At 61.2% G+C, this 23,421-nt stretch carries 18 protein-coding genes and 3 tRNA genes; 2 read left to right on the top strand and 19 right to left on the bottom strand.

Annotated elements, in window-relative coordinates:
- Positions 1–328: 328 nt before the first annotated feature.
- The 19 genes from AC07N4_RS13775 to leuC form a co-directional block, all read right to left on the bottom strand.
- Positions 329–405 (bottom strand) — tRNA-Asp (locus AC07N4_RS13775).
- 93 nt (positions 406–498) lie between these two features.
- Positions 499–575 (bottom strand) — tRNA-Asp (locus tag AC07N4_RS13780).
- 55 nt (positions 576–630) lie between these two features.
- Positions 631–706: transfer RNA gene (locus AC07N4_RS13785), tRNA-Val, on the bottom strand.
- Positions 707–796: 90 nt separating this feature from the next.
- Complete coding sequence (locus AC07N4_RS13790) at positions 797–1,573, bottom strand: SDR family oxidoreductase (RefSeq protein ID WP_096821206.1); 777 nt, start codon at positions 1,571–1,573, stop codon at positions 797–799.
- On the bottom strand, positions 1,570–2,781 hold the full coding sequence (locus AC07N4_RS13795; protein WP_102621535.1) for an O-succinylhomoserine sulfhydrylase: 1,212 nt from the start codon (positions 2,779–2,781) through the stop codon (positions 1,570–1,572). The genes AC07N4_RS13790 and AC07N4_RS13795 overlap by 4 nt, the downstream gene beginning before the upstream one ends.
- An 80-nt stretch (positions 2,782–2,861) precedes the next feature.
- Entirely contained in the window at positions 2,862–4,367 is a 1,506-nt protein-coding gene (gene purF, locus AC07N4_RS13800) for an amidophosphoribosyltransferase (RefSeq protein ID WP_007956466.1), read from the bottom strand.
- A gap of 41 nt (positions 4,368–4,408) precedes the next feature.
- Positions 4,409–4,969: a CvpA family protein gene (locus AC07N4_RS13805; RefSeq protein WP_007956464.1), complete on the bottom strand. Its 561-nt coding sequence runs from the start codon at positions 4,967–4,969 to the stop codon at positions 4,409–4,411.
- A 98-nt stretch (positions 4,970–5,067) separates the two neighbouring features.
- On the bottom strand, positions 5,068–5,736 hold the full coding sequence (locus AC07N4_RS13810) for an SPOR domain-containing protein (protein WP_493066257.1): 669 nt from the start codon (positions 5,734–5,736) through the stop codon (positions 5,068–5,070).
- Positions 5,720–7,027, bottom strand: coding sequence for a bifunctional tetrahydrofolate synthase/dihydrofolate synthase (folC, locus tag AC07N4_RS13815; RefSeq protein ID WP_493066258.1), 1,308 nt, complete (start codon positions 7,025–7,027; stop codon positions 5,720–5,722). Before folC ends, AC07N4_RS13810 begins: the two co-directional genes overlap by 17 nt.
- Positions 7,024–7,944 carry an acetyl-CoA carboxylase, carboxyltransferase subunit beta gene (gene accD, locus AC07N4_RS13820; RefSeq protein ID WP_096821202.1) on the bottom strand — a complete coding sequence of 307 codons (921 nt, stop codon included), beginning with the start codon at positions 7,942–7,944 and terminating at the stop codon, positions 7,024–7,026. The genes folC and accD overlap by 4 nt, the downstream gene beginning before the upstream one ends.
- Before the next feature lie 192 nt (positions 7,945–8,136).
- On the bottom strand, positions 8,137–8,751 hold the full coding sequence (locus AC07N4_RS13825; RefSeq protein ID WP_096821201.1) for a phosphoribosylanthranilate isomerase: 615 nt from the start codon (positions 8,749–8,751) through the stop codon (positions 8,137–8,139).
- A 64-nt stretch (positions 8,752–8,815) separates the two neighbouring features.
- A complete protein-coding gene (truA, locus tag AC07N4_RS13830) occupies positions 8,816–9,640 on the bottom strand; it encodes a tRNA pseudouridine(38-40) synthase TruA (RefSeq protein ID WP_173861340.1) in 825 nt (274 codons plus the stop codon).
- A 151-nt stretch (positions 9,641–9,791) separates the two neighbouring features.
- Complete coding sequence (locus AC07N4_RS13835) at positions 9,792–12,443, bottom strand: motility hub landmark protein FimV (RefSeq protein ID WP_493066259.1); 2,652 nt, start codon at positions 12,441–12,443, stop codon at positions 9,792–9,794.
- Between the two features lie 209 nt (positions 12,444–12,652).
- The gene (locus AC07N4_RS13840) at positions 12,653–13,663 is read right to left on the bottom strand and encodes an aspartate-semialdehyde dehydrogenase (RefSeq protein WP_493066260.1); all 1,011 of its coding nucleotides are present in this window, start codon (positions 13,661–13,663) and stop codon (positions 12,653–12,655) included.
- A 112-nt stretch (positions 13,664–13,775) separates the two neighbouring features.
- The gene (asd, locus tag AC07N4_RS13845) at positions 13,776–14,888 is read right to left on the bottom strand and encodes an aspartate-semialdehyde dehydrogenase (protein ID WP_064363920.1); all 1,113 of its coding nucleotides are present in this window, start codon (positions 14,886–14,888) and stop codon (positions 13,776–13,778) included.
- A gap of 66 nt (positions 14,889–14,954) precedes the next feature.
- A complete protein-coding gene (gene leuB, locus AC07N4_RS13850; RefSeq protein ID WP_085732478.1) occupies positions 14,955–16,037 on the bottom strand; it encodes a 3-isopropylmalate dehydrogenase in 1,083 nt (360 codons plus the stop codon).
- 69 nt (positions 16,038–16,106) lie between these two features.
- Positions 16,107–16,874 (bottom strand): class I SAM-dependent methyltransferase, encoded by a 768-nt coding sequence (locus tag AC07N4_RS13855; protein ID WP_096821196.1) that lies wholly within the window; start codon positions 16,872–16,874, stop codon positions 16,107–16,109.
- Between the two features lie 37 nt (positions 16,875–16,911).
- Positions 16,912–17,556 (bottom strand): 3-isopropylmalate dehydratase small subunit, encoded by a 645-nt coding sequence (leuD, locus tag AC07N4_RS13860; RefSeq protein ID WP_493066261.1) that lies wholly within the window; start codon positions 17,554–17,556, stop codon positions 16,912–16,914.
- A 10-nt stretch (positions 17,557–17,566) separates the two neighbouring features.
- A complete protein-coding gene (gene leuC, locus AC07N4_RS13865; protein WP_096821194.1) occupies positions 17,567–18,985 on the bottom strand; it encodes a 3-isopropylmalate dehydratase large subunit in 1,419 nt (472 codons plus the stop codon).
- Positions 18,986–19,125: 140 nt separating this feature from the next.
- Between leuC and AC07N4_RS13870 the strand changes: the two genes are divergently transcribed.
- On the top strand, positions 19,126–20,016 hold the full coding sequence (locus AC07N4_RS13870; protein WP_493066262.1) for a LysR family transcriptional regulator: 891 nt from the start codon (positions 19,126–19,128) through the stop codon (positions 20,014–20,016).
- Positions 20,017–20,084: 68 nt separating this feature from the next.
- Positions 20,085–23,363 (top strand): PAS domain S-box protein, encoded by a 3,279-nt coding sequence (locus AC07N4_RS13875; protein WP_493066263.1) that lies wholly within the window; start codon positions 20,085–20,087, stop codon positions 23,361–23,363.
- Positions 23,364–23,421: the final 58 nt, after the last annotated feature.

The following is a 23,421-nucleotide window of genomic DNA, read 5'->3' on the forward strand; positions in this document are numbered from 1 at the left end:
TGATGACAGTGCAAAGCTGACCGAAAGGTTAACTTTAAAGGTTTCTGCGCTCGCAGCAAACAACCAGTTACAAAAATCTGACTAAAGAATCAAAAATCAATGCGACATCGCATCGCAGCGACCCATGGACGCAGCGGAGACTGTCCGGCGGCATCGAACGAGCCACAGCTGCGCTCGTTGCTGGACAACAAAAAGAGGAGTTTTGGAGAGGTCAAATTTCAGACACAAAAAACCCCGGTCTTTCGACCAGGGTCTTTGCTATCGATTCCGAATCAACCAAAGGTTGCTTTCGGTGTTTCAAGGCGTTCAGTGGTCCTTGAAACAGATATGGCGCAGCGGACGGGACTCGAACCCGCGACCCCCGGCGTGACAGGCCGGTATTCTAACCGACTGAACTACCGCTGCGTATCGCTTTGAGCTGACGCTCAAGTAACTCGTTTGACTGAAAGCTTCGGTGCTTTTCAATCGCGAACCAGACAGTGTCTGACTCGTTAAATATGGCGCAGCGGACGGGACTCGAACCCGCGACCCCCGGCGTGACAGGCCGGTATTCTAACCGACTGAACTACCGCTGCGCGTCGGTGGAGGCACTTTCAGCCTACCTCTTGCTTTCGCAAGCCTCTCGGGGAGTGGTGGGTGATGACGGGATCGAACCGCCGACATTCTGCTTGTAAGGCAGACGCTCTCCCAGCTGAGCTAATCACCCGTTTGCATCTCCGAGGCCGCGAAATTTACGCAGGTAGCGAACCTAAGTCAATAGCAGGATTGAAGTTTTTCTCAAAAAGACAAAAACATGTCATTCCGAGTAGATCATCTTCTTGGTCATGCCGCCGTCGACCACGAATTCCTGGCCCGTCACAAACCCGGCATTCTTCGACAGCAGCCAGGCCACCATCGCCGCCACGTCCTCGACCGTCCCTACCCTGCCCGCCGGATGCTGGGCATGATCGATATCGGTCAAAGGCTCGGCGCGGCGCGCAGAGGGATCCCGCGCATCGATCCAGCCCGGACTGACCGCATTGACGCGAATCTCCGGCCCGAGACTGATCGCCAGTGCGTGAGTCAACGCCAGCAAGCCGCCCTTGCTCGCCGCATAGGCTTCGGTATCAGGTTCCGATTGCGCCGCACGGGTCGAGGCCAGATTGACGATCGCCCCGTTGTGCGCCCGCAGATACGGCGCACAATGCTTGGCCAGCAACATCGGACCACTGAGATTCACCGCCAGCACCCGATTCCAGTAGGCCAGATCCAGGCTTTCCAGCGTGATGTTGTGCGGATCGGCCACCGCCGCGTTGCACACCAACGCATCCAGACGACCGAATTGCCCCAACACTTCAGCGACGCCGAGCGCCACCTGGCTTTCATCCGCCACGTCCATGGCGATGAACCAGGCGTTCTCACCCAGCACTTTCGCCACTTTGGAACCACGCACCCGATCCAGATCCGACAGCACCACCTGCCAGCCTTCGCTGATCAGCCACGCCGCGATCCCCAGACCGATACCGCGAGCGGCACCCGTGACCAGCGCAACGCGGCCATGGGTGCCCGTCTTCGGAGTGGACAACTCGATCACAACGCCGCCAGACCGCGCGCCAGATCGGCTTGCAGGTCAGCGACGTCTTCCAGACCGACCGCGATGCGGATCAGGCTGTCACGAATCCCCGCCGCTTCACGCTCCTGCGGCGCCAGACGGCCGTGGGACGTGGTGCTCGGGTGAGTGATGGTGGTCTTGCTGTCACCCAGGTTGGCGGTGATCGAAATCAACCGGGTCGCATCGATAAAGCGCCAGGCGCCCTCTTTGCCGCCCTTCACCTCAAAGCTCACCACCGCACCGAAGCCCTTCTGCTGACGCTGGGCCAGTTCGTGCTGCGGATGGCTCTTGAGACCGGCGTAATGCACTTTTTCGATGCCGTCCTGCTGCTCCAGCCACTCGGCCAGTTGCTGGGCGTTGGCACAGTGCGCCTTCATCCGCAGATTCAGGGTTTCCAGACCCTTGAGGAAGATCCAGGCGTTGAACGGGCTCAGGGTTGGCCCGGCGGTACGCAGGAAGCCGACGATTTCTTTCATCTGCTCGCTGCGACCAGCAACCACGCCGCCCATGCAACGGCCCTGACCATCGATGAACTTGGTGGCCGAATGCACAACGATGTCTGCGCCCAACTTCAGCGGCTGCTGCAACGCCGGCGTGCAGAAGCAGTTGTCGACCACCAGCATCGCGCCCTTGGCGTGAGCGATTTCCGACAGCGCGGTGATATCCACCAGCTCAGCCAGCGGGTTGGACGGAGATTCGACGAACAGCAGTTTGGTGTTGGACTTGATCGCCGCATCCCAGGCCGACAGATCTGCCAGCGGAACGTAATCGACTTCCACGCCGAAACGCTTGAAGTACTTCTCGAACAGGCTGATGGTCGAACCGAACACGCTGCGCGACACCAGCACATGATCGCCGGCACTGCACAGGCTCATCACCACCGCCATGATCGCAGCCATGCCAGTCGCCGTGGCTACGGCTTGTTCGGCGCCTTCCAGCGCAGCAATGCGCTCTTCGAACGAGCGAACGGTCGGATTGGTATAACGCGAGTAAACGTTGCCCGGCACTTCCCCGGCAAACCGCGCAGCGGCGTCGGCGGCGGTACGGAACACGTAGCTGGAAGTGAAGAACATCGGATCACCGTGCTCGCCTTCCGGCGTACGGTGCTGACCGGCACGTACGGCCAGGGTATCGAACGCTACGCCTTCAAGGTCGCTGTCCAGCCGACCGGCATCCCATTCCTGACTCATGCTGTCACTCCTTGCCCTGTTCTCGATAAATAAAAGTCTTTTGCCAGATACAAAACCGGCCCCTAAGGGCCGGTTGAAACTCAGTTGTTGTACAGATCGATGATCGCACTGACCGCCTGGGTCTTGACCTTCGAGGCATCGTTGCGTGCCTGTTCGATCTTGTTCAGGTAAGCCTCATCGACGTCGCCGGTGACGTACTTGCCGTCAAACACCGCGCAATCGAAGTTTTCGATCTTGATCTTGCCGCCGCCGACCGCTTCGATCAAGTCAGGCAGGTCCTGATAGATCAGCCAGTCAGCGCCGATCAGGTCAGCGACATCCTGAGTCGAACGATTGTGCGCGATCAGCTCGTGAGCGCTCGGCATGTCGATGCCGTACACGTTCGGGAAGCGCACAGCCGGAGCTGCCGAGCAGAAGTAGACGTTTTTCGCACCGGCTTCGCGGGCCATCTGGATGATCTGCTTGCAGGTCGTGCCGCGAACGATCGAGTCGTCCACCAGCATCACGTTCTTGCCGCGGAATTCCAGCTCGATGGCGTTGAGCTTCTGGCGTACCGATTTCTTGCGCGCAGCCTGGCCCGGCATGATGAAGGTACGGCCGATGTAACGGTTCTTGACGAAGCCTTCGCGGAATTTCACGCCCAGATGGTTCGCCAGCTCGAGTGCGGCAGTACGGCTGGTATCCGGAATCGGGATGACCACGTCGATGTCGTGCTCAGGACGCTCGCGCAGAATCTTCTCGGCCAGCTTCTCACCCATGCGCAGACGGGCCTTGTAGACCGACACGCCGTCGATGATCGAATCCGGACGCGCCAGATAGACGTGTTCGAAGATGCACGGTGTCAGGGACGGGTTGGTCGCGCACTGACGAGTGTGCAGCTTGCCGTCTTCAGTGATGTAGACCGCTTCGCCCGGTGCCAGGTCGCGGATCAGGGTGAAGCCGAGCACGTCCAGCGAAACGCTTTCGGAAGCGATCATGTACTCGACGCCTTCGTCGGTGTGACGCTGGCCGAACACGATCGGACGGATGCCGTGCGGGTCACGGAAACCGACGATGCCGTAACCGGTCACCATCGCGACGACGGCGTAACCACCGACGCAACGATTGTGCACGTCGGTCACCGCAGCAAACACGTCTTCTTCAGTCGGCTGCAACTTGCCGCGCTGGGCCAGTTCGTGAGCGAACACGTTGAGCAGCACTTCCGAGTCGGAGCTGGTGTTGACGTGACGCAGATCGGATTCGTAGATTTCCTTGGCCAACTGTTCAACGTTGGTCAGGTTGCCGTTGTGCGCCAGAGTGATGCCGTACGGCGAGTTGACGTAGAACGGCTGAGCCTCGGCCGACGTCGAGCTGCCGGCGGTCGGGTAACGGACGTGACCGATACCCATGTGGCCGACCAGGCGCTGCATGTGACGCTGCTGAAACACGTCACGCACCAGGCCATTGTCCTTGCGCAAGAACAACCGGCCATCATGGCTGGTCACGATACCGGCAGCGTCCTGGCCGCGGTGCTGGAGCACGGTTAGCGCGTCATACAGCGCCTGATTGACGTTCGACTTACCGACGATACCGACGATGCCACACATGCGACGCAACCCCTACTTAATGGATCTGAACTGAACAACACTCACTGAGGCGTTTTGGCCGACGGCAAGAGTTGCTCCTTGAACGGAATATCAGCGGGTACGCTGATTCCGCTGGCAAGCCACTGACTGCTCCACCCGAGAATCAGGTTCTTGGACCAGTCTGCGACCAATAGAAACTTTGGCACGAGCTGTGATTCTTTCCACCACCCGTCCTGCTGTACCGGCCCCAGGCTCAACAGCCCGACCGCCACGACCACCAGCAACACGCCACGCGCAGCGCCGAAGGCCATGCCGAGGAATCGATCGGTCCCGGACAACCCGGTGACGCGAACCAACTCGCCGATAAGATAATTGATCATTGCGCCCACGATCAGTGTGGCGACAAACATGATGGCACAGCCCGTGATCACACGAGCCGATGGCGTTTGAATGTATCCGGCGAGGTACTCGGACAATGAGCCACCGAACATCCAGGCAACAGCTCCTGCGATGATCCAGGTCACCAGCGACAATGCTTCTTTGACGAAGCCGCGGCTCAAACTGATCAATGCGGAGATGGCGATGATTGCAACGATCGCCCAGTCAACCCAGGTAAATGGCACAGTGCAGCCTACAGACGGATAAGGCGGCGCATTTTAGCAGAGCGCAGGGCTGTCGGTAAGCTGCGAATGTCAGTGCATTTCAATCGAGGTGATAGTTTTCAGCCACGCTCGGGCTGGAAGCGCACCACAAACCCCTTGAGGTTCTGCTGGCGACTCAACAAATCGCGCAAACGATCGGCTTCGGCGCGCTCGATCAGCGGACCGACGAACACCCGGTTCTTGCCATCGGCGGAACGGATGTAAGCGTTGTAGCCCTGACTGCGCAGGGTCTTCTGCAGACTTTCGGCGCTGGCGCGGCTCGACAGACTGGCCAGCTGCACCGACCAGCTCACTGACAGGCCATTGGCGTCGACGCGACTCTGGGTAGTATCCGGTTTGGCAGAAAGCGCAGCGATCGGCTGGGCCGGGGCTGCGGCAGGCTTGGCCACGGGAGCCGGTGCCGGCGCGACCGCAACCGGTTTGGCTACGGGCGCAGGAACCGGAGCTGCAGGCGCAGGCGCAATCGGTGCCGCTGGCGCCGCCTGCTCGGCAACTTCGTCATCGCTCGGTACAGGCTCTTGCGGCAGAACCTGCGGCTCAGGCACTGCCACTGTCTCCATCTGGATCTGCGCCACGGCGGGTGTCTGCGGTGCAGCCGGCGCCTCGACGGTCACCTGACGTTGTTCGTCCTGACGGGAAAACAGCATCGGCAGGAAAATCACCGCCAGCGCCACCAGCACCAGAGCACCGACCATGCGTTGCTTGTACGCCTTATCCAGCAAAGCCATTTGCTGCTTCCTCCGTGGAGCGCCGAGACAGCCATTCAAGGGCCTCGGCGACACAATAAAATGATCCGAACAGCAAGATCTCGTCGTCGCTGGTGGCCACTGCGCACTGCCCTTCCAGAGCGGCCGCCACGCTGTCATAAGACGTGACCGAGGCGCCAAGGTTCTGCAATGCCTGATTCAATTCAGCCACCGGACGCGCACGCGGCGAATCCAGCGGCGCCACCGCCCAATGCTGGACGCTGGCATTCAATTCACCGACCACACCGTCCAGATCCTTGTCCGCCAACAGGCCGAACACAGCCAGGCGCTTGCCGACCGGTGGACGAGCAGCCAGACGCCGGGCCAGGTACTCCGCCGCATGCGGGTTATGACCGACATCCAGCAACAGGTTCAGGCGCTTGCCATTCCATTCGAACGAACGGCGATCAAGACGACCGACCACGCGAGTCGCCTGCAAGGCCGCAACAATCTGTTGAGCATCCCAAGGCAACCCGAGCAGCAGATAAGCCTGCAAGGCCAGCGCGGCGTTTTCCATCGGCAGGTCAAGCAGCGGCAAATCACGCAGCTCTACGACCTGACCGTCAGCATCAGTGCCACGCCACTGCCAGAATTGATCAGTGATGCCGAGATCGAAATCGCGCCCACGCAGGAAGAACGGGCAAGCAAGCTCGCGCGCCTTGTCCAGCAAAGGTTGTGGAGGATTCAGATCGCCGCACAGTGCAGGTTTGCCCTGACGGAAAATCCCGGCCTTCTCGAAGGCCACGGATTCGCGGGTATTGCCCAGGTAATCGGCATGATCAACACCGATGCTGGTGACCAGCGCGATGTCGGCATCGACCACGTTGACCGTGTCCAGACGCCCGCCCAGACCGACTTCAAGCACCACTGCATCGAGCCCGGCCTGTTGAAACAGCCAGAACGCCGCCAGGGTGCCCATTTCGAAGTAAGTCAGGGAAGTCTCGCCCCGCCCGGCCTCGACCGCCGCGAAGGCTTCGCACAGCTGTGCATCAGTGGCTTCGACGCCATTGAGCTGCACCCGCTCGTTGTAACGCAGCAGGTGCGGGGAATTGTAGACACCAACGCTCAGGCCCTGCGCCCGCAGCAACGAAGCCACGAAAGCGCAGGTCGAACCCTTGCCGTTGGTGCCGGTGACCGTAATCACCCGAGGCGCCGGCTGGCCCAGCCCCATGCGGGACGCTACCTGTTGCGAACGCTCCAGCCCCATGTCGATGGCCGAGGGATGCAACTGCTCAAGGTAGGCGAGCCACTCGCCAAGGGTGCGCTCGGTCATACGTTGGCAGGCACCGGCGGAACGACGATCGGCTCGATCGGCGCAGCAACGAAGGTCGGGGTCGGTTTGCCGGTCAGTTGCGCCAGCAGATTACCCAGACGTGGACGCAGTTCACGACGGTCGATGATCAGGTCGATTGCACCGTGCTCCAGCAGGAACTCGCTGCGCTGGAAACCTTCCGGCAGTTTTTCGCGAACGGTCTGCTCGATCACGCGCGGACCGGCGAAGCCGATCAGGGCTTTCGGCTCACCGACGATCACGTCGCCGAGCATTGCCAGACTCGCGGAAACGCCGCCGTAGACCGGATCGGTCAGCACAGAGATGAACGGAATGCCTTCTTCACGCAGACGCGCCAGTACGGCCGACGTCTTGGCCATCTGCATCAGCGAGATCAGGGCTTCCTGCATCCGCGCGCCACCGGAGGCGGAGAAGCAGATCATCGGGCAACGGTTTTCCAGGGCGTAGTTGGCGGCGCGCACGAAGCGCTCACCGACGATGGCGCCCATGGAACCGCCCATGAAGCTGAATTCGAACGCCGAAACCACCACCGGCATGCCCAGCAGGGTGCCGCTCATGGAAATCAGTGCGTCTTTCTCGCCGGTCTGCTTCTGGGCAGCGGTCAGACGATCCTTGTACTTCTTGCCGTCGCGGAACTTCAGACGGTCAACCGGCTCCAGGTCAGCGCCCAGTTCGGCACGGCCTTCGGCATCCAGGAAAATGTCGATGCGCGCACGTGCGCCGATGCGCATGTGGTGGTTGCATTTAGGGCAAACGTCCAGGGTCTTTTCCAGCTCCGGACGATACAGCACAGCCTCGCAGGACGGGCATTTGTGCCACAGACCTTCAGGCACCGAGCTCTTCTTGACCTCCGAACGCATGATCGAAGGGATCAGCTTGTCTACCAACCAGTTGCTCATGCTTTCTTTCTCCAGTACCGGCGGCCCGAACGCTCTGGTTCGCGGCCCCGCGTATGCCCTTCAGCTAAATTCATGTGTGGCGATGATCGTCTGGGCTGCCGGGTCAGCGGAACTGACCTGCGTACAACCCGAAAAGACCCTCAGCCTCTTTTCTACAGAGCTGTGGACGGCGGCAGTCTGCCAGCCGTCACATCAACGTACGGCGTTGATGAACGCCCGAATCTTTGCGTGATCCTTGATGCCCTTGCTCGCCTCTACCCCACCGCTGACATCCACCGCGTATGGCCGCACCCGGGCAACGGCATCGGCGACGTTCTCCGGTGTCAGCCCGCCGGCCAGAATCAGCGGCTTGCTCAAACCCTGCGGAATCAATGACCAGTCGAACGCCTCGCCGGTTCCACCGGGCACGCCCTCAACATACGTATCGAGCAGCACGCCACTGGCGCTCGGGTAGGCATCGCAGGCGGCGGCGATGTCATCGCCCGCCTTGACCCGCAGGGCCTTGATATAAGGCCGGTGCCAGCCTTCGCAGTCGGCGACGGATTCATCACCGTGAAATTGCAGCAGATCCAGCGGCACGGCATCGAGGATTTCCCCGAGCTCGCAGCGACTGGCATTGACGAACAGCCCGACCGTGGTCACGAACGGCGGCAATGCAGCGATGATCGCGCGCGCCTGCTGAACGGTTACCGCCCGTGGACTCTTGGCGTAGAACACAAACCCGATGGCATCGGCCCCGGCCTCGACGGCTGCCAACGCATCTTCTATGCGGGTAATCCCGCAAATCTTGCTGCGAACGGCCGACATGTCGATAAAAACCTCAAGGCAAATCCGGGAAAGTCCCGGATGGTAACAAATGCATTCGAGGGCGTCAGCCGTCAAGTTCCGAGAAACCCGTAAGGAAATGTGGCCCGATGAAACGCTCGGGCAACGGGAACTCGTCATGGTACTCGACCTGCACCAGATACAGCCCGAACGGATGCGCCGTGACACCGCCGGAGCGCCGCTCGCGGCTCTCCAGCACTTCCTTCATCCACTCCGGCGAACGCTCGCCGGCACCGATCGTCATCAACACCCCGGCGATGTTGCGCACCATGTGGTGCAGGAAAGCGTTGGCGCGGATGTCCAGCACGATCATTTTGCCGTGACGGGTCACGCGCAAGTGATGCATCTTCTTGATCGGCGACTTCGCCTGGCACTGCCCGGCACGGAACGCGCTGAAATCATGAGTACCGATCAGGTACTGCGCGGCCTCGGCCATGCGTTCCACGTCCAGCGGACGGTGATTCCAGGTGATTTCTTCATTGAGATGCGCCGGGCGGATCTGATCGTTGTAGATCACGTAGCGGTAACGCCGGGCGATGGCCTTGAATCGCGCATGAAAGTGCGCTGGCATGACCTTCGCCCAGCTGACGCTGATGTCATGGGGCAAATTGATGTTGGCGCCCATGACCCAGGCTTTCAGCGAACGATCGACCTGGGTGTCGAAATGCACGACTTGCCCGCAGGCATGCACGCCGGCGTCCGTGCGCCCGGCGCATTGCAGCGAGATCGGCGAATTGGCGACCTTCGACAAGGCTTTTTCCAGGGTTTCCTGCACAGTGAGCACGCCTGTGGACTGGCGCTGCCAGCCGCTGTAGCGCGAACCCTTGTATTCAACGCCCAGGGCGACGCGGAAAAAGCCTTCGGGGGCCATTTCGGCGGCCGGGTTATCTATGTTTGCCAAGTCGGTACAGCCTGCTGATCTACAAAGGCGGGCATTATAAGGCGGCGAACCGGGGATACCAGACCCAAACAAAAACGGCAGCCTCGAAGGGCTGCCGTTTTATTTACCGCTGAACGCTGACTCAGGCCAGATGCGAAAGCATTTCCTTCGCTTCGTTCTTCTGCTTGTCGTCACCTTCGCTGAGCACTTCCTTGAGGATGTCACGCGCGCCGTCGTTGTCGCCCATGTCGATGTAGGCCTGCGCCAGATCGAGTTTGGTGGCAGCCTCGTCGGTGCCAGCGAGGAAGTCGAAGTCATCCTCACCCAGATCGCCACCCAACGCAGCATCGGCCTCCGTGAAGCTTGGCTCGTTGATGCTGCCCGACAGGCGATCCAGTTCAGCGTTGACGTCATCCAGCTCGGCCGCGAATGCATCCGGCTCGGCCGGGGCGGCATCCATTTCGTCAGCCAGGGACAGGTCGAAATCGGCTGGCAGCTCCAGATCATCCAGTGGAGGCTCGACCACAACCGGCGGCTCGACCGGCGCAAGATCCTTCACGCCTTCGTCCAGATCCAGCAGGAAGTCGTCGTCAGCCAATTCAACCGGCACAGGCGCAGGATCGGCACCCAGATCCAGATCCAGGTCGAAATCAGACAGATCGTCGAGGTTTTCCTTGATCTCGGTCTGCTGTTGCAGAACCGACTCGAAGCTCAGATCGTCATCCGCCGGGAACTCGTCCAGCTCAACCGGCGCTTCAGGCTCGACAGCCGCCGCCGGTGCAACAGGCTCCACCGGTGTGATGTTGTCGAGATCATCCAGGCTCAGGTCGAAAGCGCTGTCCAGATCGTCTTCCGCGGCAGCAGGCGCTTCAGGCACTTCAGGCTCGTCGAGCAGCAGGTCCTTGACGTATTCCGCGTCCAGCTCGGCGGCAATGGCAGCAGCGGCCAGACCACTCGCCACGACGACCGCCATGGCCGGGAAGCGGCTTTTCAGCTCTTCGACCTTGGCAAAGTTATCGCCGTTGGCGACCAGTTGACGCTCCTGACCGACGAAGGCATCACGATCACCCTGGCGACCGTAGACTTCCATCAGTTTCAGACGCAGGTCACTGCGCTGCGGCTCCAGGCTGACGCCCTCCTCCAGCAACGCGGCGGCCTGATTCAGACGACCACCGTCGATGTGCGACTGCGCCTTGTCCAGCACGTCGTCGGAACGCTCGGCCGCCGGGGCCACCAGCGGCGCGGCGATCGGTTCGGCCATCACGACCGGAGCCACCACCGCAGCGGCAACAGGCGCCGCTGCTGGTGCCGGCGTGAGCTTGACGCTCGCTGCCGGCACTTCCAGGCCTTCGAAGCTGCTTTCCGGCAGATCGAGTTCAGGCGCGAACGATTGCTCCTCCAGTGCCCGAGCCATGCGCAGGTGCTTTTCAGCTTCCTGCTGAGCCTTGCGGCGGCGAGCCAGCAGCAACAACAGAAGCAACAGCACCACCGCACCACCGCCCACCAGACCCAGCAGGATCGGGTTGGTCAGCAGTTCGTTGAAGGTTTTCTCGTCATCTGCAGCAGGCTTCGGCTCGACTACCGGCTCAACCGGTGCTGGAGAAACGGCCTCCGGCGCAGGCGCGACAGGTGCAGCTTCTGCCGGGGTGGCCGGTGGCGTGGCGGCCAGTTCGGCGGTGATCGCCGGAACCGGGGCAACCGCAGGTGCGGCGGCTGTGGGAGCCGGCGCAGTGGCGGACCCTTCGGCCTGCAACTTCGCCAGTTGATTGTTCTTCAGTTCGATCAGGCGTTGCAGCTTGTCCAGCTGACTTTGCAGATCGGTCATGCGGCTTTTCAGTTCCGCATTGTCACGACGGGTCGTGTCGAGGCTTTCCTGGGTCACCGCCAGTTTGTTGCTCAAGGCCTTGGCGTCGCCGGCCGGGCCCTTGCCGCGACCCTTGGCACCTTCAGCCGAGACCAGGCTCAGGTTGTCTTTGGCATTCTTGGCAGGACCGGTGTTGGCGCGACCACGGTTGGTCGCATCAAGCTGCTGCTGACCGGTGCCTGGCTTGGCCACATAACGACGACCCTGACGCCAGGCCTCGTTCTGCGCGGCCACTTCGGCAATGGCTTTGGATTGCGGCAGCGCGGTGCTTTGCACCTCATCCGGCAGACGCAGCACCTGACCGGTTTTCAAACGGTTGATGTTGCCGCCGATGAACGCATCCGGGTTCAGGGCCTGAATCGCCAGCATGGTCTGCTGGACCGAACCGCCAGTACGCGCCTTCGCTGCGATTTCCCACAGGGTGTCGCGTGGCGTGGTGGTATGGGTCGAATGCGTTGCACCCGTGGTCGGCGCGGTGATGGTTTGCGTCGGTGCCGGCTGCGCAGCGGCATCGGCGGTCTGCGGCGAGAACTTCGACGGATCCAGCAGCACGCTGTAATCGCGCAGCAGTCGACCGTTAGGCCACATCACCTGCACGAGGAATTTCACCATCGGTTCCGACAGCGGTTTGCTCGAGGTAATACGCAGCACGCTTTTGCCGCTGGCGTTGAGCACCGGGGTGAAAGTCAGATCATTGAGGAAGGCCTGGCGATCGACACCGGCCTTGGCGAAATCTTCCGGCGAGGCCAGGCTCGGTACCACTTCGGCAGCGGTCAGATCCTTGACATCGAGCAGCTCGATTTCCGCCACCAGCGGCTGGTTCAGGGTCGACTTCAGGGTCAGCTCCCCGAGCCCGAGGGCATGCGCCATACCGGAGGACAGCGCCGAGGCGGCCGCTATTGCTAACACCAGTTTGCGAACTTGAACCATAGCCTCTTCCTTTGTTTGAACGTTCCTCGGCCAGCGAGAAGATGTTGATTGTCGCTGCCGTAAGGCATTGCGCGCGACGACGACAGCATGCCGCGCGCGATCATTTCTTTGATGCCCCGGAATGTCCCGGAGGGTGTTACGTCATCAAGTGATCTGGCCAAGCATAGCGCCCGGCTAGAATCAGTCGACAAATTGTTGCCAAGTATCTTTTACAGCAGGCCTTTTATCAACAACTCGGCCACTTGCACCGCGTTGAGGGCCGCACCTTTGCGTACGTTATCTGACGTCAGCCACAGATTTAGTTCCGACGGCTCGTCGACACCGCTACGCACCCGTCCGACATAGACCACGTCCTGGCCCACCGCGTCACCGACGGCGGTCGGATAATCACCGGCTTCAACCAGTTCGATGCCGTCAGCGGCTTCAAGGGCGGCATTGACCTTTACCAGGTCGACCGCGCTCGCTGACTGCAAGGTCACGCTAAAGCTATCGCCAAAAAACACCGGGGCTTGAACGCAAGTTGCGGAAATCTTTAATAAAGGCTTGGCCAGCACCTGACGCAGTTCGCGCACCAGACGTTTTTCCAGCAGCGTGTGGCCTTGAGCGTCAGGCGTACCGACCTGAGCCAGCAAGTTGAAAGCCATCTGCCGGTCGAAGAATGTCGGCTCCAGCGGACGCATGTTCAGCAACTCGGCGGTCTGACGAGCCAGCTCGGTCACCGCTTCGCGGCCTTGGGCGGAAACCGCCAGATTGGCGGTGACATGCACATATTGCAGCTCGATCAAATCGAGCAGCGGTGCCAACACCACAGCCAGCGTTGTGGCTGACGGGCTTGGGCTGCTGACCTGGAACGGCATTTTCAAACCGGCCAGCAACTCGGCATTGGCTTCCGGCACCACTTGCGGCGCCTGATCCGCCGGCAACGCGCCGGACAGATCGACCAGCGAGCAACCCGCCGCGTGAGCGCGGGCGGCGTAACTCAGGGTGATGGCCGGGCCGGCGGCGAAGAACGCCAGCTTGACCTTGCTGAAGTCGAACTCATCGACTTCGCGCACTCTTACGTTCTTGTTGCGAAACAGCACCGAGCTGCCAGCGGATTCGCTGCTGGCCAACAGGTGCAAAGTGCCGACTGGAAAGTCGCGCTCTTCGAGAATCTGCACAAGGGTTTCGCCGACAGTACCGGTGGCGCCGATCACGGCAATATCAAGGGTCTGGGTCATGGTGCTGCCTCTGGCGAAACGGGGGGAGCGGCACTTTACCGGGTGGCCGCCATGCAGGCAAAAAAAACCCGCGCCTCTTTCAAGGCGCGGGTTCTTTCATTGCGTCACGCGATCAACGCTCAAGCAGGATCCGCAGCATGCGACGCAGCGGTTCGGCCGCGCCCCACAGCAGTTGGTCGCCGACGGTGAAGGCACCGACGAACTGCGAACCCATGTTCAGCTTGCGCAGACGACCGACCGGTACGTTCAGGGTGCCGGTAACTTTCGTCGGGCTCAGCTCCTGCATGCTGATTTCGCGCTGGTTTGGCACCAGTTTGACCCAAGGGTTGTGCTGGCTGATCAGCCCTTCAATGTCGGCGATCGGCACGTCTTTGTTCAGCTTGATGGTCAGCGCCTGGCTGTGGCAACGCATGGCGCCGATGCGCACGCAGATGCCGTCGACCGGGATCGGGCTCTTGAAGCGACCGAGGATCTTGTTGGTCTCGGCCTGGGCCTTCCACTCTTCGCGGCTCTGGCCGTTCGGCAGTTCCTTGTCGATCCACGGGATCAGGCTGCCGGCCAGCGGTACGCCGAAGTTTTCGGTCGGGTACGCGTCGCTGCGCATGGCTTCGGCCACACGGCGGTCGATGTCGAGGATCGCGCTGGCCGGATCAGCCAGTTGATCGGCGACAGCGGCGTGGGTCGCGCCCATCTGCTTGATCAGTTCACGCATGTTCTGCGCGCCGGCACCGGACGCCGCCTGATAGGTCATGGCGCTCATCCACTCGACCAGACCGGCCTCGAACAGACCGCCCAGGCCCATCAGCATCAGGCTGACGGTGCAGTTGCCGCCGATGTAGTTCTTGGTGCCCGCGTCGAGCTGCTGGTCGATGACCTTGCGGTTGACCGGGTCGAGGATGATGACGGCGTCGTCGTTCATCCGCAGGCTCGAGGCCGCGTCGATCCAGTAACCCTGCCAGCCGGCTTCGCGCAGCTTCGGGAACACTTCGCTGGTGTAGTCGCCGCCCTGGCAGGTCAGGATCACGTCGAGGGTCTTCAGCTCATCAATGCTGTAAGCGTCCTTGAGCGGAGCAATGTCCTTGCCCACGGACGGGCCTTGGCCACCGACGTTGGAAGTGGTGAAAAACACCGGCTCGATAAGATCGAAATCCTGCTCTTCCAGCATCCGCTGCATGAGCACGGAACCGACCATGCCGCGCCAACCGATCAGACCTACACGTTTCATCGCAACTACACCTTCTTGAAAAGTGGGCCGCTGCTTTGTCTTGAATTTCGCAGCGGGCCCGAGAGATTACAGATTCCGCAGCGCGGCGACTACTGCGTCACCCATTTCCTGCGTACCGACTTTAGTGCAACCGGTCGAAAAGATGTCGCCGGTGCGCAGCCCTTGATCCAGCACCACGCTGACCGCTTTCTCGATGGCATCGGCCGCTTCGTGCAGATTGAAGCTGTAACGCAGCATCATCGACACCGACAGAATGGTCGCCAGCGGGTTGGCAATGCCTTTGCCCGCGATGTCCGGCGCCGAACCGTGGCAAGGCTCGTACATGCCCTTGTTGTTGGCGTCCAGCGAAGCCGACGGCAGCATGCCGATGGAGCCGGTGAGCATCGACGCTTCGTCGGACAGGATGTCGCCGAACATGTTGTCGGTGACGATCACGTCGAACTGCTTCGGTGCACGCACCAGTTGCATGGCGGCGTTGTCGACGTACATGTGGCTCAGTTCGACTTCAGGGTAATCCTTGGCCACCTGCTCGACCACTTCACGCCACAGTTGGCTGGACGCCAGCACGTTGGCCTTGTCCACCGAGCACAGCTTTTTGCCACGAACCATGGCCATGTCGAAACCGACACGGGCGATGCGGCGGATTTCGCTTTCGCTGTACGGCAGCGTGTCGTAGGACTGACGCTCGCCGTTTTCCAAGGTACGGGTGCCACGCGGCGCGCCGAAATAGATACCGCCGGTCAGCTCACGGACGATCAGGATGTCCAGGCCGGCAACGATTTCCGGCTTCAGGCTCGAGGCGTCAGCCAACTGCGGGTACAGGATCGCCGGGCGCAGGTTGCCGAACAGGCCCAGTTGCGCGCGAATTTTCAGCAGACCGCGCTCAGGGCGGATGTCACGCTCGATGGTGTCCCATTTCGGGCCGCCCACGGCGCCCAACAGGACGGCGTCGGCAGCGCGAGCGCGGTCGAGGGTTTCGTCGGCCAGCGGTACGCCGTGCTTGTCGATGGCGGCGCCACCGATCACGTCATGGCTCAGCTCGAAGCCCAGGCTGTACTTGTCGTTGGCCAGCTCCAGCACCTTGACCGCTTCGGCCATGATTTCCGGACCAATACCGTCGCCTGGGAGAATCAGAATCTGCTTGCTCATGCTTTCCTCGTGTCTTCAGTCGGTGCGCCATCGACAGGCGCGCCCGGAAAAATACTTATCGTTCCAAGATTACTTTTCAGCCCAGAGCACCAGTACATCTGTACTGAACGAACCATCGGCCTCAATCTCAAAATATTCGCGCACTTCGTTGCCCATCGACCGCTGCAACTCGCGGATCGCGGCGCGCATCACTTCAGGTGTGCGCATGCGCTCGACCCAGCTGTTGTACTCCAGACGCAGGCGCTGACGCGTGGTGCTGCGGGTGTGCAGACCGGCCTCGCTGACCTGGCGCAGCCACTCACCGGCAGAATAATCGCGTACATGGCTGGTGTCGCGCAGCACTTCGACGCTCTGCAGGTAGGTGTCGAACAGCGGACTGCCCGGCGACAGCACGTCGATGAACGCCGCCACGCCACCCGGTTTCAGCACCCGACGCACTTCGCGCAACGCAACGCCGAGGTCACTCCAGTGGTGCGCCGAGTAACGGCTGAACACGAAATCGAACTCGCCATCGGCGAACGGCAGACGCTCGGCGGCACCGTTGACCGTGGACACATTGCTCAAACCGCGATCAACGGCAGCCGCAGCCACCACGTCGAGCATCTGCTGCGACAGGTCGTAGGCCACCACTTCTTTCACCAGCGAAGCGACGTGAAAACTCACGTGCCCGGCACCGCAACCCAGGTCCAGCACCCGAGCCTCGCCCTGCCCCGCCAGCTCAGCCTGTAGCAGCGCAAATTCAGTGCCTTGAGCGTGAACGGCGCTGCTCAGGTAGGCGGCGGCCTGTTCACCGAATTGCTTTTGTACAACCTGACTGTGCTGGGCGGTGCTGGTCATGGGTACTTCCTTTTATTGGGGTTTCAACCTTTCAAATTCACGCGTCGCGGAACAACCACGGCTGGCTCGTACGATGCTTGGCTTCGAACGCGGCAATCGCATCGCCGTCCTGCAAGGTCAGGCCGATGTCGTCCAGACCGTTGAGCAGGCAGTGCTTGCGGAACGCGTCGATCTCGAAGCGGTACACCTTGCCGTTCGGGCTGGTCACGGTCTGTTCGTGCAGATCGATCTGCAACTGATAGCCCGGCGCGGCCTCGACCTGTTTGAACAGTTCGTCGACTTCCGCGTCGCTCAAGATGATCGGCAGCAAGCCGTTCTTGAAGCTGTTGTTGAAGAAGATGTCGGCGTAGCTCGGCGCGATGATGCTGCGGAAACCGTATTCTTCCAGCGCCCATGGCGCGTGTTCACGGCTGGAGCCGCAACCGAAGTTCTCGCGGGCCAGCAACACGCTGGCGCCTTGATAACGCTCGGCGTTGAGCACGAATTCCTTGTTCAGCGGACGCTTGGAGTTGTCCTGATACGGTTGACCGACATCCAGGTAACGCCACTCGTCGAACAGGTTCGGGCCGAAACCGGTGCGCTTGATCGACTTCAGAAACTGCTTCGGGATGATCTGGTCGGTGTCGACGTTGGCACGATCCAGAGGTGCGACAAGGCCAGTGTGCTGGGTAAAAGCTTTCATGCTGCGCTCCTCAGATCAATTCACGAACGTCGATGAAACGACCGTTCACCGCCGCCGCAGCGGCCATGGCCGGGCTGACGAGGTGGGTACGGCCACCGGCGCCCTGACGGCCTTCGAAGTTACGGTTGGACGTCGAGGCGCAATGCTCGCCGGACTCCAAACGGTCCGGGTTCATCGCCAGGCACATCGAGCAACCCGGCTCACGCCATTCGAAACCGGCTTCGAGGAAGATCTTGTCCAGACCTTCGGCCTCAGCCTGCGCCTTCACCAGACCCGAGCCCGGCACCACGATGGCCTGCTTGATGGTCGATGCAACCTTGCGGCCCTTGGCGATCACCGCAGCAGCGCGTAAATCTTCGATGCGCGAGTTGGTGCAGGAACCGATGAATACGCGGTCGAGCTGAATGTCAGTGATCGCCTGATTGGCGGTCAAACCCATGTATTTCAAGGCGCGGACGATCGAGTCGCGCTTGACCAGATCCATCTCTTTAGCCGGGTCCGGCACGTTCTGATCAACGGCCAACACCATTTCCGGCGAAGTGCCCCAGCTGACTTGCGGCTTGATCTGCGCAGCGTCGAGCTCGACCACGGTGTCGAAATGCGCGTCGGCGTCGGACACCAGGTCTTTCCAGGATTCGACAGCCAGATCCCACTCGGCGCCTTTCGGTGCGAACGGACGGCCCTTGACGTAATCCACAGTCTTTTGGTCAGCCGCCACCAGACCCACACGGGCGCCGGCTTCGATGGACATGTTGCAGATGGTCATGCGGCCTTCGACGGACAAGTCGCGGATCGCGCTGCCAGCGAACTCGATAGCGTGGCCGTTACCGCCGGCGGTGCCGATCTTGCCGATCACGGCGAGAACGATGTCCTTGGCGGTCACGCCGAACGGCAATTGGCCTTCGACGCGCACCAGCATGTTCTTCATTTTCTTGGCGACCAGGCACTGAGTGGCGAGCACGTGCTCAACCTCGGAAGTGCCGATACCGTGGGCCAATGCGCCGAACGCGCCGTGGGTCGAGGTGTGCGAGTCGCCGCAGACCACGGTCATGCCCGGCAAGGTCGCGCCCTGCTCCGGGCTGATCACGTGGACGATGCCCTGACGCACGTCATTCATCTTGAATTCGACGATGCCGTATTCATCGCAGTTGTCGTCGAGGGTCTGAACCTGCAAACGCGAGACCTGGTCGGCAATGGCCGCGATGCCGCCCTTGCGCTCCGGGGTGGTCGGTACGTTGTGGTCCGGGGTCGCGATGTTGGCATCGATGCGCCATGGCTTGCGCCCGGCCAGACGCAAGCCTTCGAAGGCTTGCGGCGAGGTCACCTCGTGGATGATGTGACGATCGATGTAGATCAGCGCCGAACCATCGTCGCGCTGCTTGACCAAATGCGAATCCCAGAGCTTGTCGTAGAGCGTTTTGCCGGCCATCAGACGTTTCCTCATCAGCTTGTTTCTATGCCCTGGGCTTATCAATAACCCTTTGGCTTGTGAGGCCGATCCTATGGGGTTAGATTGAATAACTCAAATTCATATTTTTTATGCTTTGGATAACCAACTGGAATACGAACATGGATCTGGCCAACCTCAATGCTTTTATCGCCATCGCCGAGTCCGGGAGCTTCTCCGGCGCCGGTGAACGCCTGCACCTGACGCAACCGGCGATCAGCAAACGCATCGCCGGGCTGGAGCAGCAACTGAATGTGCGGCTGTTCGACCGACTGGGCCGTGAAGTGGGCCTGACCGAGGCCGGCCGGGCCCTGCTGCCACGGGCTTATCAGATTCTCAATGTGCTCGATGACACGCGCCGCGCCCTGACCAACCTGACCGGCGAAGTGACCGGTCGTCTGACACTGGCCACCAGTCACCACATCGGCCTGCACCGTTTGCCGCCCTTATTAAGGGAGTACACCCGCCGCTACCCACAGGTGGCACTGGATATTCAGTTCCTCGATTCGGAAGTGGCCTACGAGGAAATTCTCCATGGCCGTGCAGAACTGGCGGTCATCACCCTGGCGCCGGAGCCGCACACACTGGTCAAGGCCACGCCGGTCTGGGATGACCCGCTGGACTTCGTGGTCGCCCCGGAGCACACATTGATCAGCAACGGCGCTGTCACATTGGCGGACATTGCCGGCCATCCGGCGGTTTTCCCCGGCGGCAACACCTTTACTCACCATATTGTCCAACGTCTGTTCGAGGCACAGGGGCTGACGCCGAACATCGCCATGAGCACTAACTACCTGGAAACCATCAAGATGATGGTGTCGATTGGCCTCGCCTGGAGCGTTTTGCCGCGCACCATGCTCGATGAACAGGTGGCGCGCATACCTTTGCCGGGCATACAGCTCACTCGCCAGCTAGGCTATATCCTGCACACCGAACGGACGCTGTCGAATGCTGCACGGGCGTTTATGGCCCTGCTGGACGCTCAAATCGATCTGCCAGGGAATCACGGCTGACTTGTGCTACTCCTATAGAGCTGCCGTCCCTGTGCCTAATGCCCAAATCAGCTCAAGGCCCCTTAACAATGCCGAAATCTGTTGACCGTATTCCGCCGATGCCGCGTATTCAGGCCATTGATCCACGGCGTTCCGAGCAGAGCTGGGAGAGCGCGCCGCAATTGCTCGCGGCGCTCAATGGCGCCCGACTCGGCGCCTGGTATTGGGACATCGAACGCGGGCAGATCAGTTGGTCGCGGGGCACTCAGGCCTTGTTCGGCTTCGATCCACGGCAGCCGTTGCCCGAAGATCTGGAATACCTCGACCTGCTGCCGCCGGAAGACCGGGCGAAAACCGTTCGCGCCTTCCACGCGGTAATAGCCGGCGCGCCGCTGGAACAGGCGATGCACCACCGCATCCGCTGGCCCGATGGCAGCCTGCACTGGCTGGAGATCAATGGCAGCCTGCTGCCGGACAAGCATGGCCGGCCCCGAATGATCGGGGTGATCCGTGAAATCACCCACCAGCGGCAACGGGAACAGGCCCTCAGCAGTTCGGAGAAACGTTTCGCCACGCTGTTTCACCTGTGCCCGAACATGGTGTTGCTGACCCGTCAGGAAGACGGCCTGATCAGCGAGGCCAACCAGTATTTCGAAAGCCTGTTCGGCTGGCCGGTGCAGAGCGCTATCGGGCGCACCACCCTGGAATTGGGCCTGTGGGTGCATCCCGAGCAACGGGCGGAGCTGGTCAAGAAGACCAAGGCCAAGGGCGAACTGATCAGCATGGAAGTGCAGTTCCGCGCCAGCAATGGTCAAGTCCATGACGGCATTCTCAGTGCGCAAAAGGTCGAGCTCGAAGGCCAGCCTTATCTATTGAGCACGTTTCTCGACACCACCGAACGCAAAGCGGCCGAGCACGCGCTCAAGGACAGCCAGGAACGCCTCGATCTGGCACTGGACTCTGCCCAGCTCGGCACCTGGGACTGGCACATTCCCAGCGGCATGCTCTACGGCTCGGCCCGCGCCGCGCAATTGCACGGGCTGGAGCCGATTCCGTTTCACGAATCTTTTGACGAATTCTTCGAAGGCGTGCCCGGCGAGGAACGCGACAGCATGCGCGATGCCTACCGCAGTCTGCGCGAAGGTCCGGCGGGCAATTATCAACTGACCTACCGCGTGCAACTGCCGGACGGCAGCTCACGCTATCTGGAAAGCCGCGCCCGCCTCTATCGCGATGAAAACGGCGCGCCGCTGCGCATGGCGGGCACCCTGCTGGACATCACCGATCAGGTCGAACGCGAACAACGGCTGGTGGCTTCGGAAGAGAAGTTCGCCACGCTGTTCCAGGTCAGCCCCGACCCGATCTGCGTGACCCGCCAGGAAACCGGGGAGTTCATCGAGATCAACTCCAGTTTCACCCAGACCTTCGGCTGGAGCGCCACTGACGTCATCGGCCATACCGCCGAAGAAATCGGCCTGTGGGATGCCTCGGCGAAAAGCCTGCAGCGCATCGAACGGGTGATTCGCGAACAGGGCCTGAGCAATGTCGCGATCATCGTCCAGCACAAGGACGGCCAGTCGCTGACCTGTGTGATTTCCAGCCGCCAGATCAGCGTCGGCAATCAGCCGTGCATCGTCACCACGCTGCGCGACATTACCCAGCAACAGCGCTCGGAAGCGGCCCTCAAGGCCAGTGAAGAGAAGTTCGCCAAGGCGTTTCACTCAAGCCCCGACGCCATCACCATCACCGAACGTGACACCGGGCGTTATCTGGAGGTCAACGACGGCTTCTGTCGCCTGACCGGTTATCGCGCCGACGAAGTGGTGGGCAAAACCGTGTATCAGGTCGGCATCTGGGCCGAGGAAAAACAGCGCTCGGGGCTGCTCGCAGAGCTACAGATCAAGGGCCGCGTGCACCATCAGGAAATGCTCGGGCGCAACAAGCGCGGGGAGTTGCTGACGGTGGAAGTGTCGGTCGAACCGATCACGCTCAACGAAACCGCCTGCCTGCTGATGACCGCCCGGGACGTCAGCCTGCTGAAGAACGCCGAAGCGCAGATCCGTCATCTGGCCTATCACGACCCGCTGACCAACCTGCCCAACCGCGCGCTGCTGATGGATCGCCTGAGCCAGCAGATCGCCCTGCTCAAACGCCACAACCTGCGCGGCGCGCTGCTGTTTCTCGACCTCGATCACTTCAAGCACATCAACGACTCGCTCGGCCATCCGGTTGGCGATACGGTGCTGAAAATCATCACCGCGCGACTTGAGGCCAGCGTGCGCATGGAAGACACCGTGGCGAGGCTCGGTGGCGATGAATTCGTGGTGTTGCTCAGCGGCCTGGAAGGCACCCGCAACGAAGTCAGCGGCCAGGTGCGTGAACTGGCCGACACCATTCGCGAATTGCTCTCGGAGCCGATGTTCCTCGACGGCCAGCGCCTGCAAGTGACACCGAGCATCGGTGTGGCGTTGATACCCGATCACGGCTCGACCCCGACCGACCTGCTCAAGCGCGCGGACATTGCGCTGTACCGGGCCAAGGATTCCGGGCGCAACACCACGCAGATGTACCACAACACCATGCAGAAAGCGGCCAGTGAACGGCTGCGCATGGAGACCGACTTGCGCCTGGCGCTGTCCCGTGGCGAATTCAACGTGCATTTCCAGCCGCAAGTGGACGCCCGGGACAATCGTATCATCGGCGCCGAAGCGCTGGTGCGCTGGAATCACCCGGAGCTCGGTGCGCAATCACCCACCGAGTTCATCAAGGTCCTGGAGGACAGCGGGCTGATTCTCGAGGTCGGCACCTGGATCCTCGATGAGGCCTGCGATGCCTTCAAACAACTGATCGCCGACGGCCTGATCGATCCTCTGGCATTCAGCCTGTGCGTGAACATCAGCCCCCGGCAGTTCCGCCAGAACGACTTCGTCGAACGCATCGAACACAGCATGACCAGCCACGGCCTGCCCTGCTCGCTGCTGAAACTGGAAATCACCGAAGGCATCGTCATCCAGAACCTGGAAGACACCATCAGCAAGATGCGCCGCCTGAAAAAACTCGGCGTGAGCTTCGCCATGGACGACTTCGGCACTGGCTATTCATCACTGACCTACCTGAAACGCCTGCCGGTGGACACGCTGAAGATCGATCAGTCGTTCATCCGCGACGCCACCAGCGACCCCAACGACGCTGAGATCATTCGCGCCATCGTCGCCATGGCCCGCAGCCTGGAACTGGAAGTGATCGCCGAAGGCGTGGAAACCCCGGAGCAACTGGAGTTCCTGCAAGGGCTGGGCTGCCATTTGTATCAGGGGTATCTGCACAGTCGGCCGGTGGCGCTGGAGGTATTGAAAGGCTTGCTGGTTTGACCGGAACGCCTGCGGTTGCCGACCGCAGGCATCGACGTCAGGCCGGTAATTGCCAGGG

Source organism: Pseudomonas sp. GW821-FHT09E04 (genome assembly GCF_059416185.1).

What these genes read in the sequence shown, in the direction of transcription:
- leuD (WP_493066261.1), bottom strand. Translation starts at nt 17,556, where the DNA reads ATGAAAGCTTTTACCCAGCACACTGGCCTTGTCGCACCTCTGGATCGT.
- truA (WP_173861340.1), bottom strand. Translation starts at nt 9,640, where the DNA reads ATGGCCCCCGAAGGCTTTTTCCGCGTCGCCCTGGGCGTTGAATACAAG.
- leuB (WP_085732478.1), bottom strand. Translation starts at nt 16,037, where the DNA reads ATGAGCAAGCAGATTCTGATTCTCCCAGGCGACGGTATTGGTCCGGAA.
- leuC (WP_096821194.1), bottom strand. Translation starts at nt 18,985, where the DNA reads ATGGCCGGCAAAACGCTCTACGACAAGCTCTGGGATTCGCATTTGGTC.
- AC07N4_RS13870 (WP_493066262.1), top strand. Translation starts at nt 19,126, where the DNA reads ATGGATCTGGCCAACCTCAATGCTTTTATCGCCATCGCCGAGTCCGGG.
- AC07N4_RS13795 (WP_102621535.1), bottom strand. Translation starts at nt 2,781, where the DNA reads ATGAGTCAGGAATGGGATGCCGGTCGGCTGGACAGCGACCTTGAAGGC.
- AC07N4_RS13840 (WP_493066260.1), bottom strand. Translation starts at nt 13,663, where the DNA reads ATGACCCAGACCCTTGATATTGCCGTGATCGGCGCCACCGGTACTGTC.
- asd (WP_064363920.1), bottom strand. Translation starts at nt 14,888, where the DNA reads ATGAAACGTGTAGGTCTGATCGGTTGGCGCGGCATGGTCGGTTCCGTG.
- folC (WP_493066258.1), bottom strand. Translation starts at nt 7,027, where the DNA reads ATGACCGAGCGCACCCTTGGCGAGTGGCTCGCCTACCTTGAGCAGTTG.
- AC07N4_RS13855 (WP_096821196.1), bottom strand. Translation starts at nt 16,874, where the DNA reads ATGACCAGCACCGCCCAGCACAGTCAGGTTGTACAAAAGCAATTCGGT.
- AC07N4_RS13825 (WP_096821201.1), bottom strand. Translation starts at nt 8,751, where the DNA reads ATGTCGGCCGTTCGCAGCAAGATTTGCGGGATTACCCGCATAGAAGAT.
- AC07N4_RS13810 (WP_493066257.1), bottom strand. Translation starts at nt 5,736, where the DNA reads ATGGCTTTGCTGGATAAGGCGTACAAGCAACGCATGGTCGGTGCTCTG.
- AC07N4_RS13875 (WP_493066263.1), top strand. Translation starts at nt 20,085, where the DNA reads ATGCCGAAATCTGTTGACCGTATTCCGCCGATGCCGCGTATTCAGGCC.
- AC07N4_RS13835 (WP_493066259.1), bottom strand. Translation starts at nt 12,443, where the DNA reads ATGGTTCAAGTTCGCAAACTGGTGTTAGCAATAGCGGCCGCCTCGGCG.
- accD (WP_096821202.1), bottom strand. Translation starts at nt 7,944, where the DNA reads ATGAGCAACTGGTTGGTAGACAAGCTGATCCCTTCGATCATGCGTTCG.
- purF (WP_007956466.1), bottom strand. Translation starts at nt 4,367, where the DNA reads ATGTGTGGCATCGTCGGTATCGTCGGTAAGTCGAACGTCAATCAGGCG.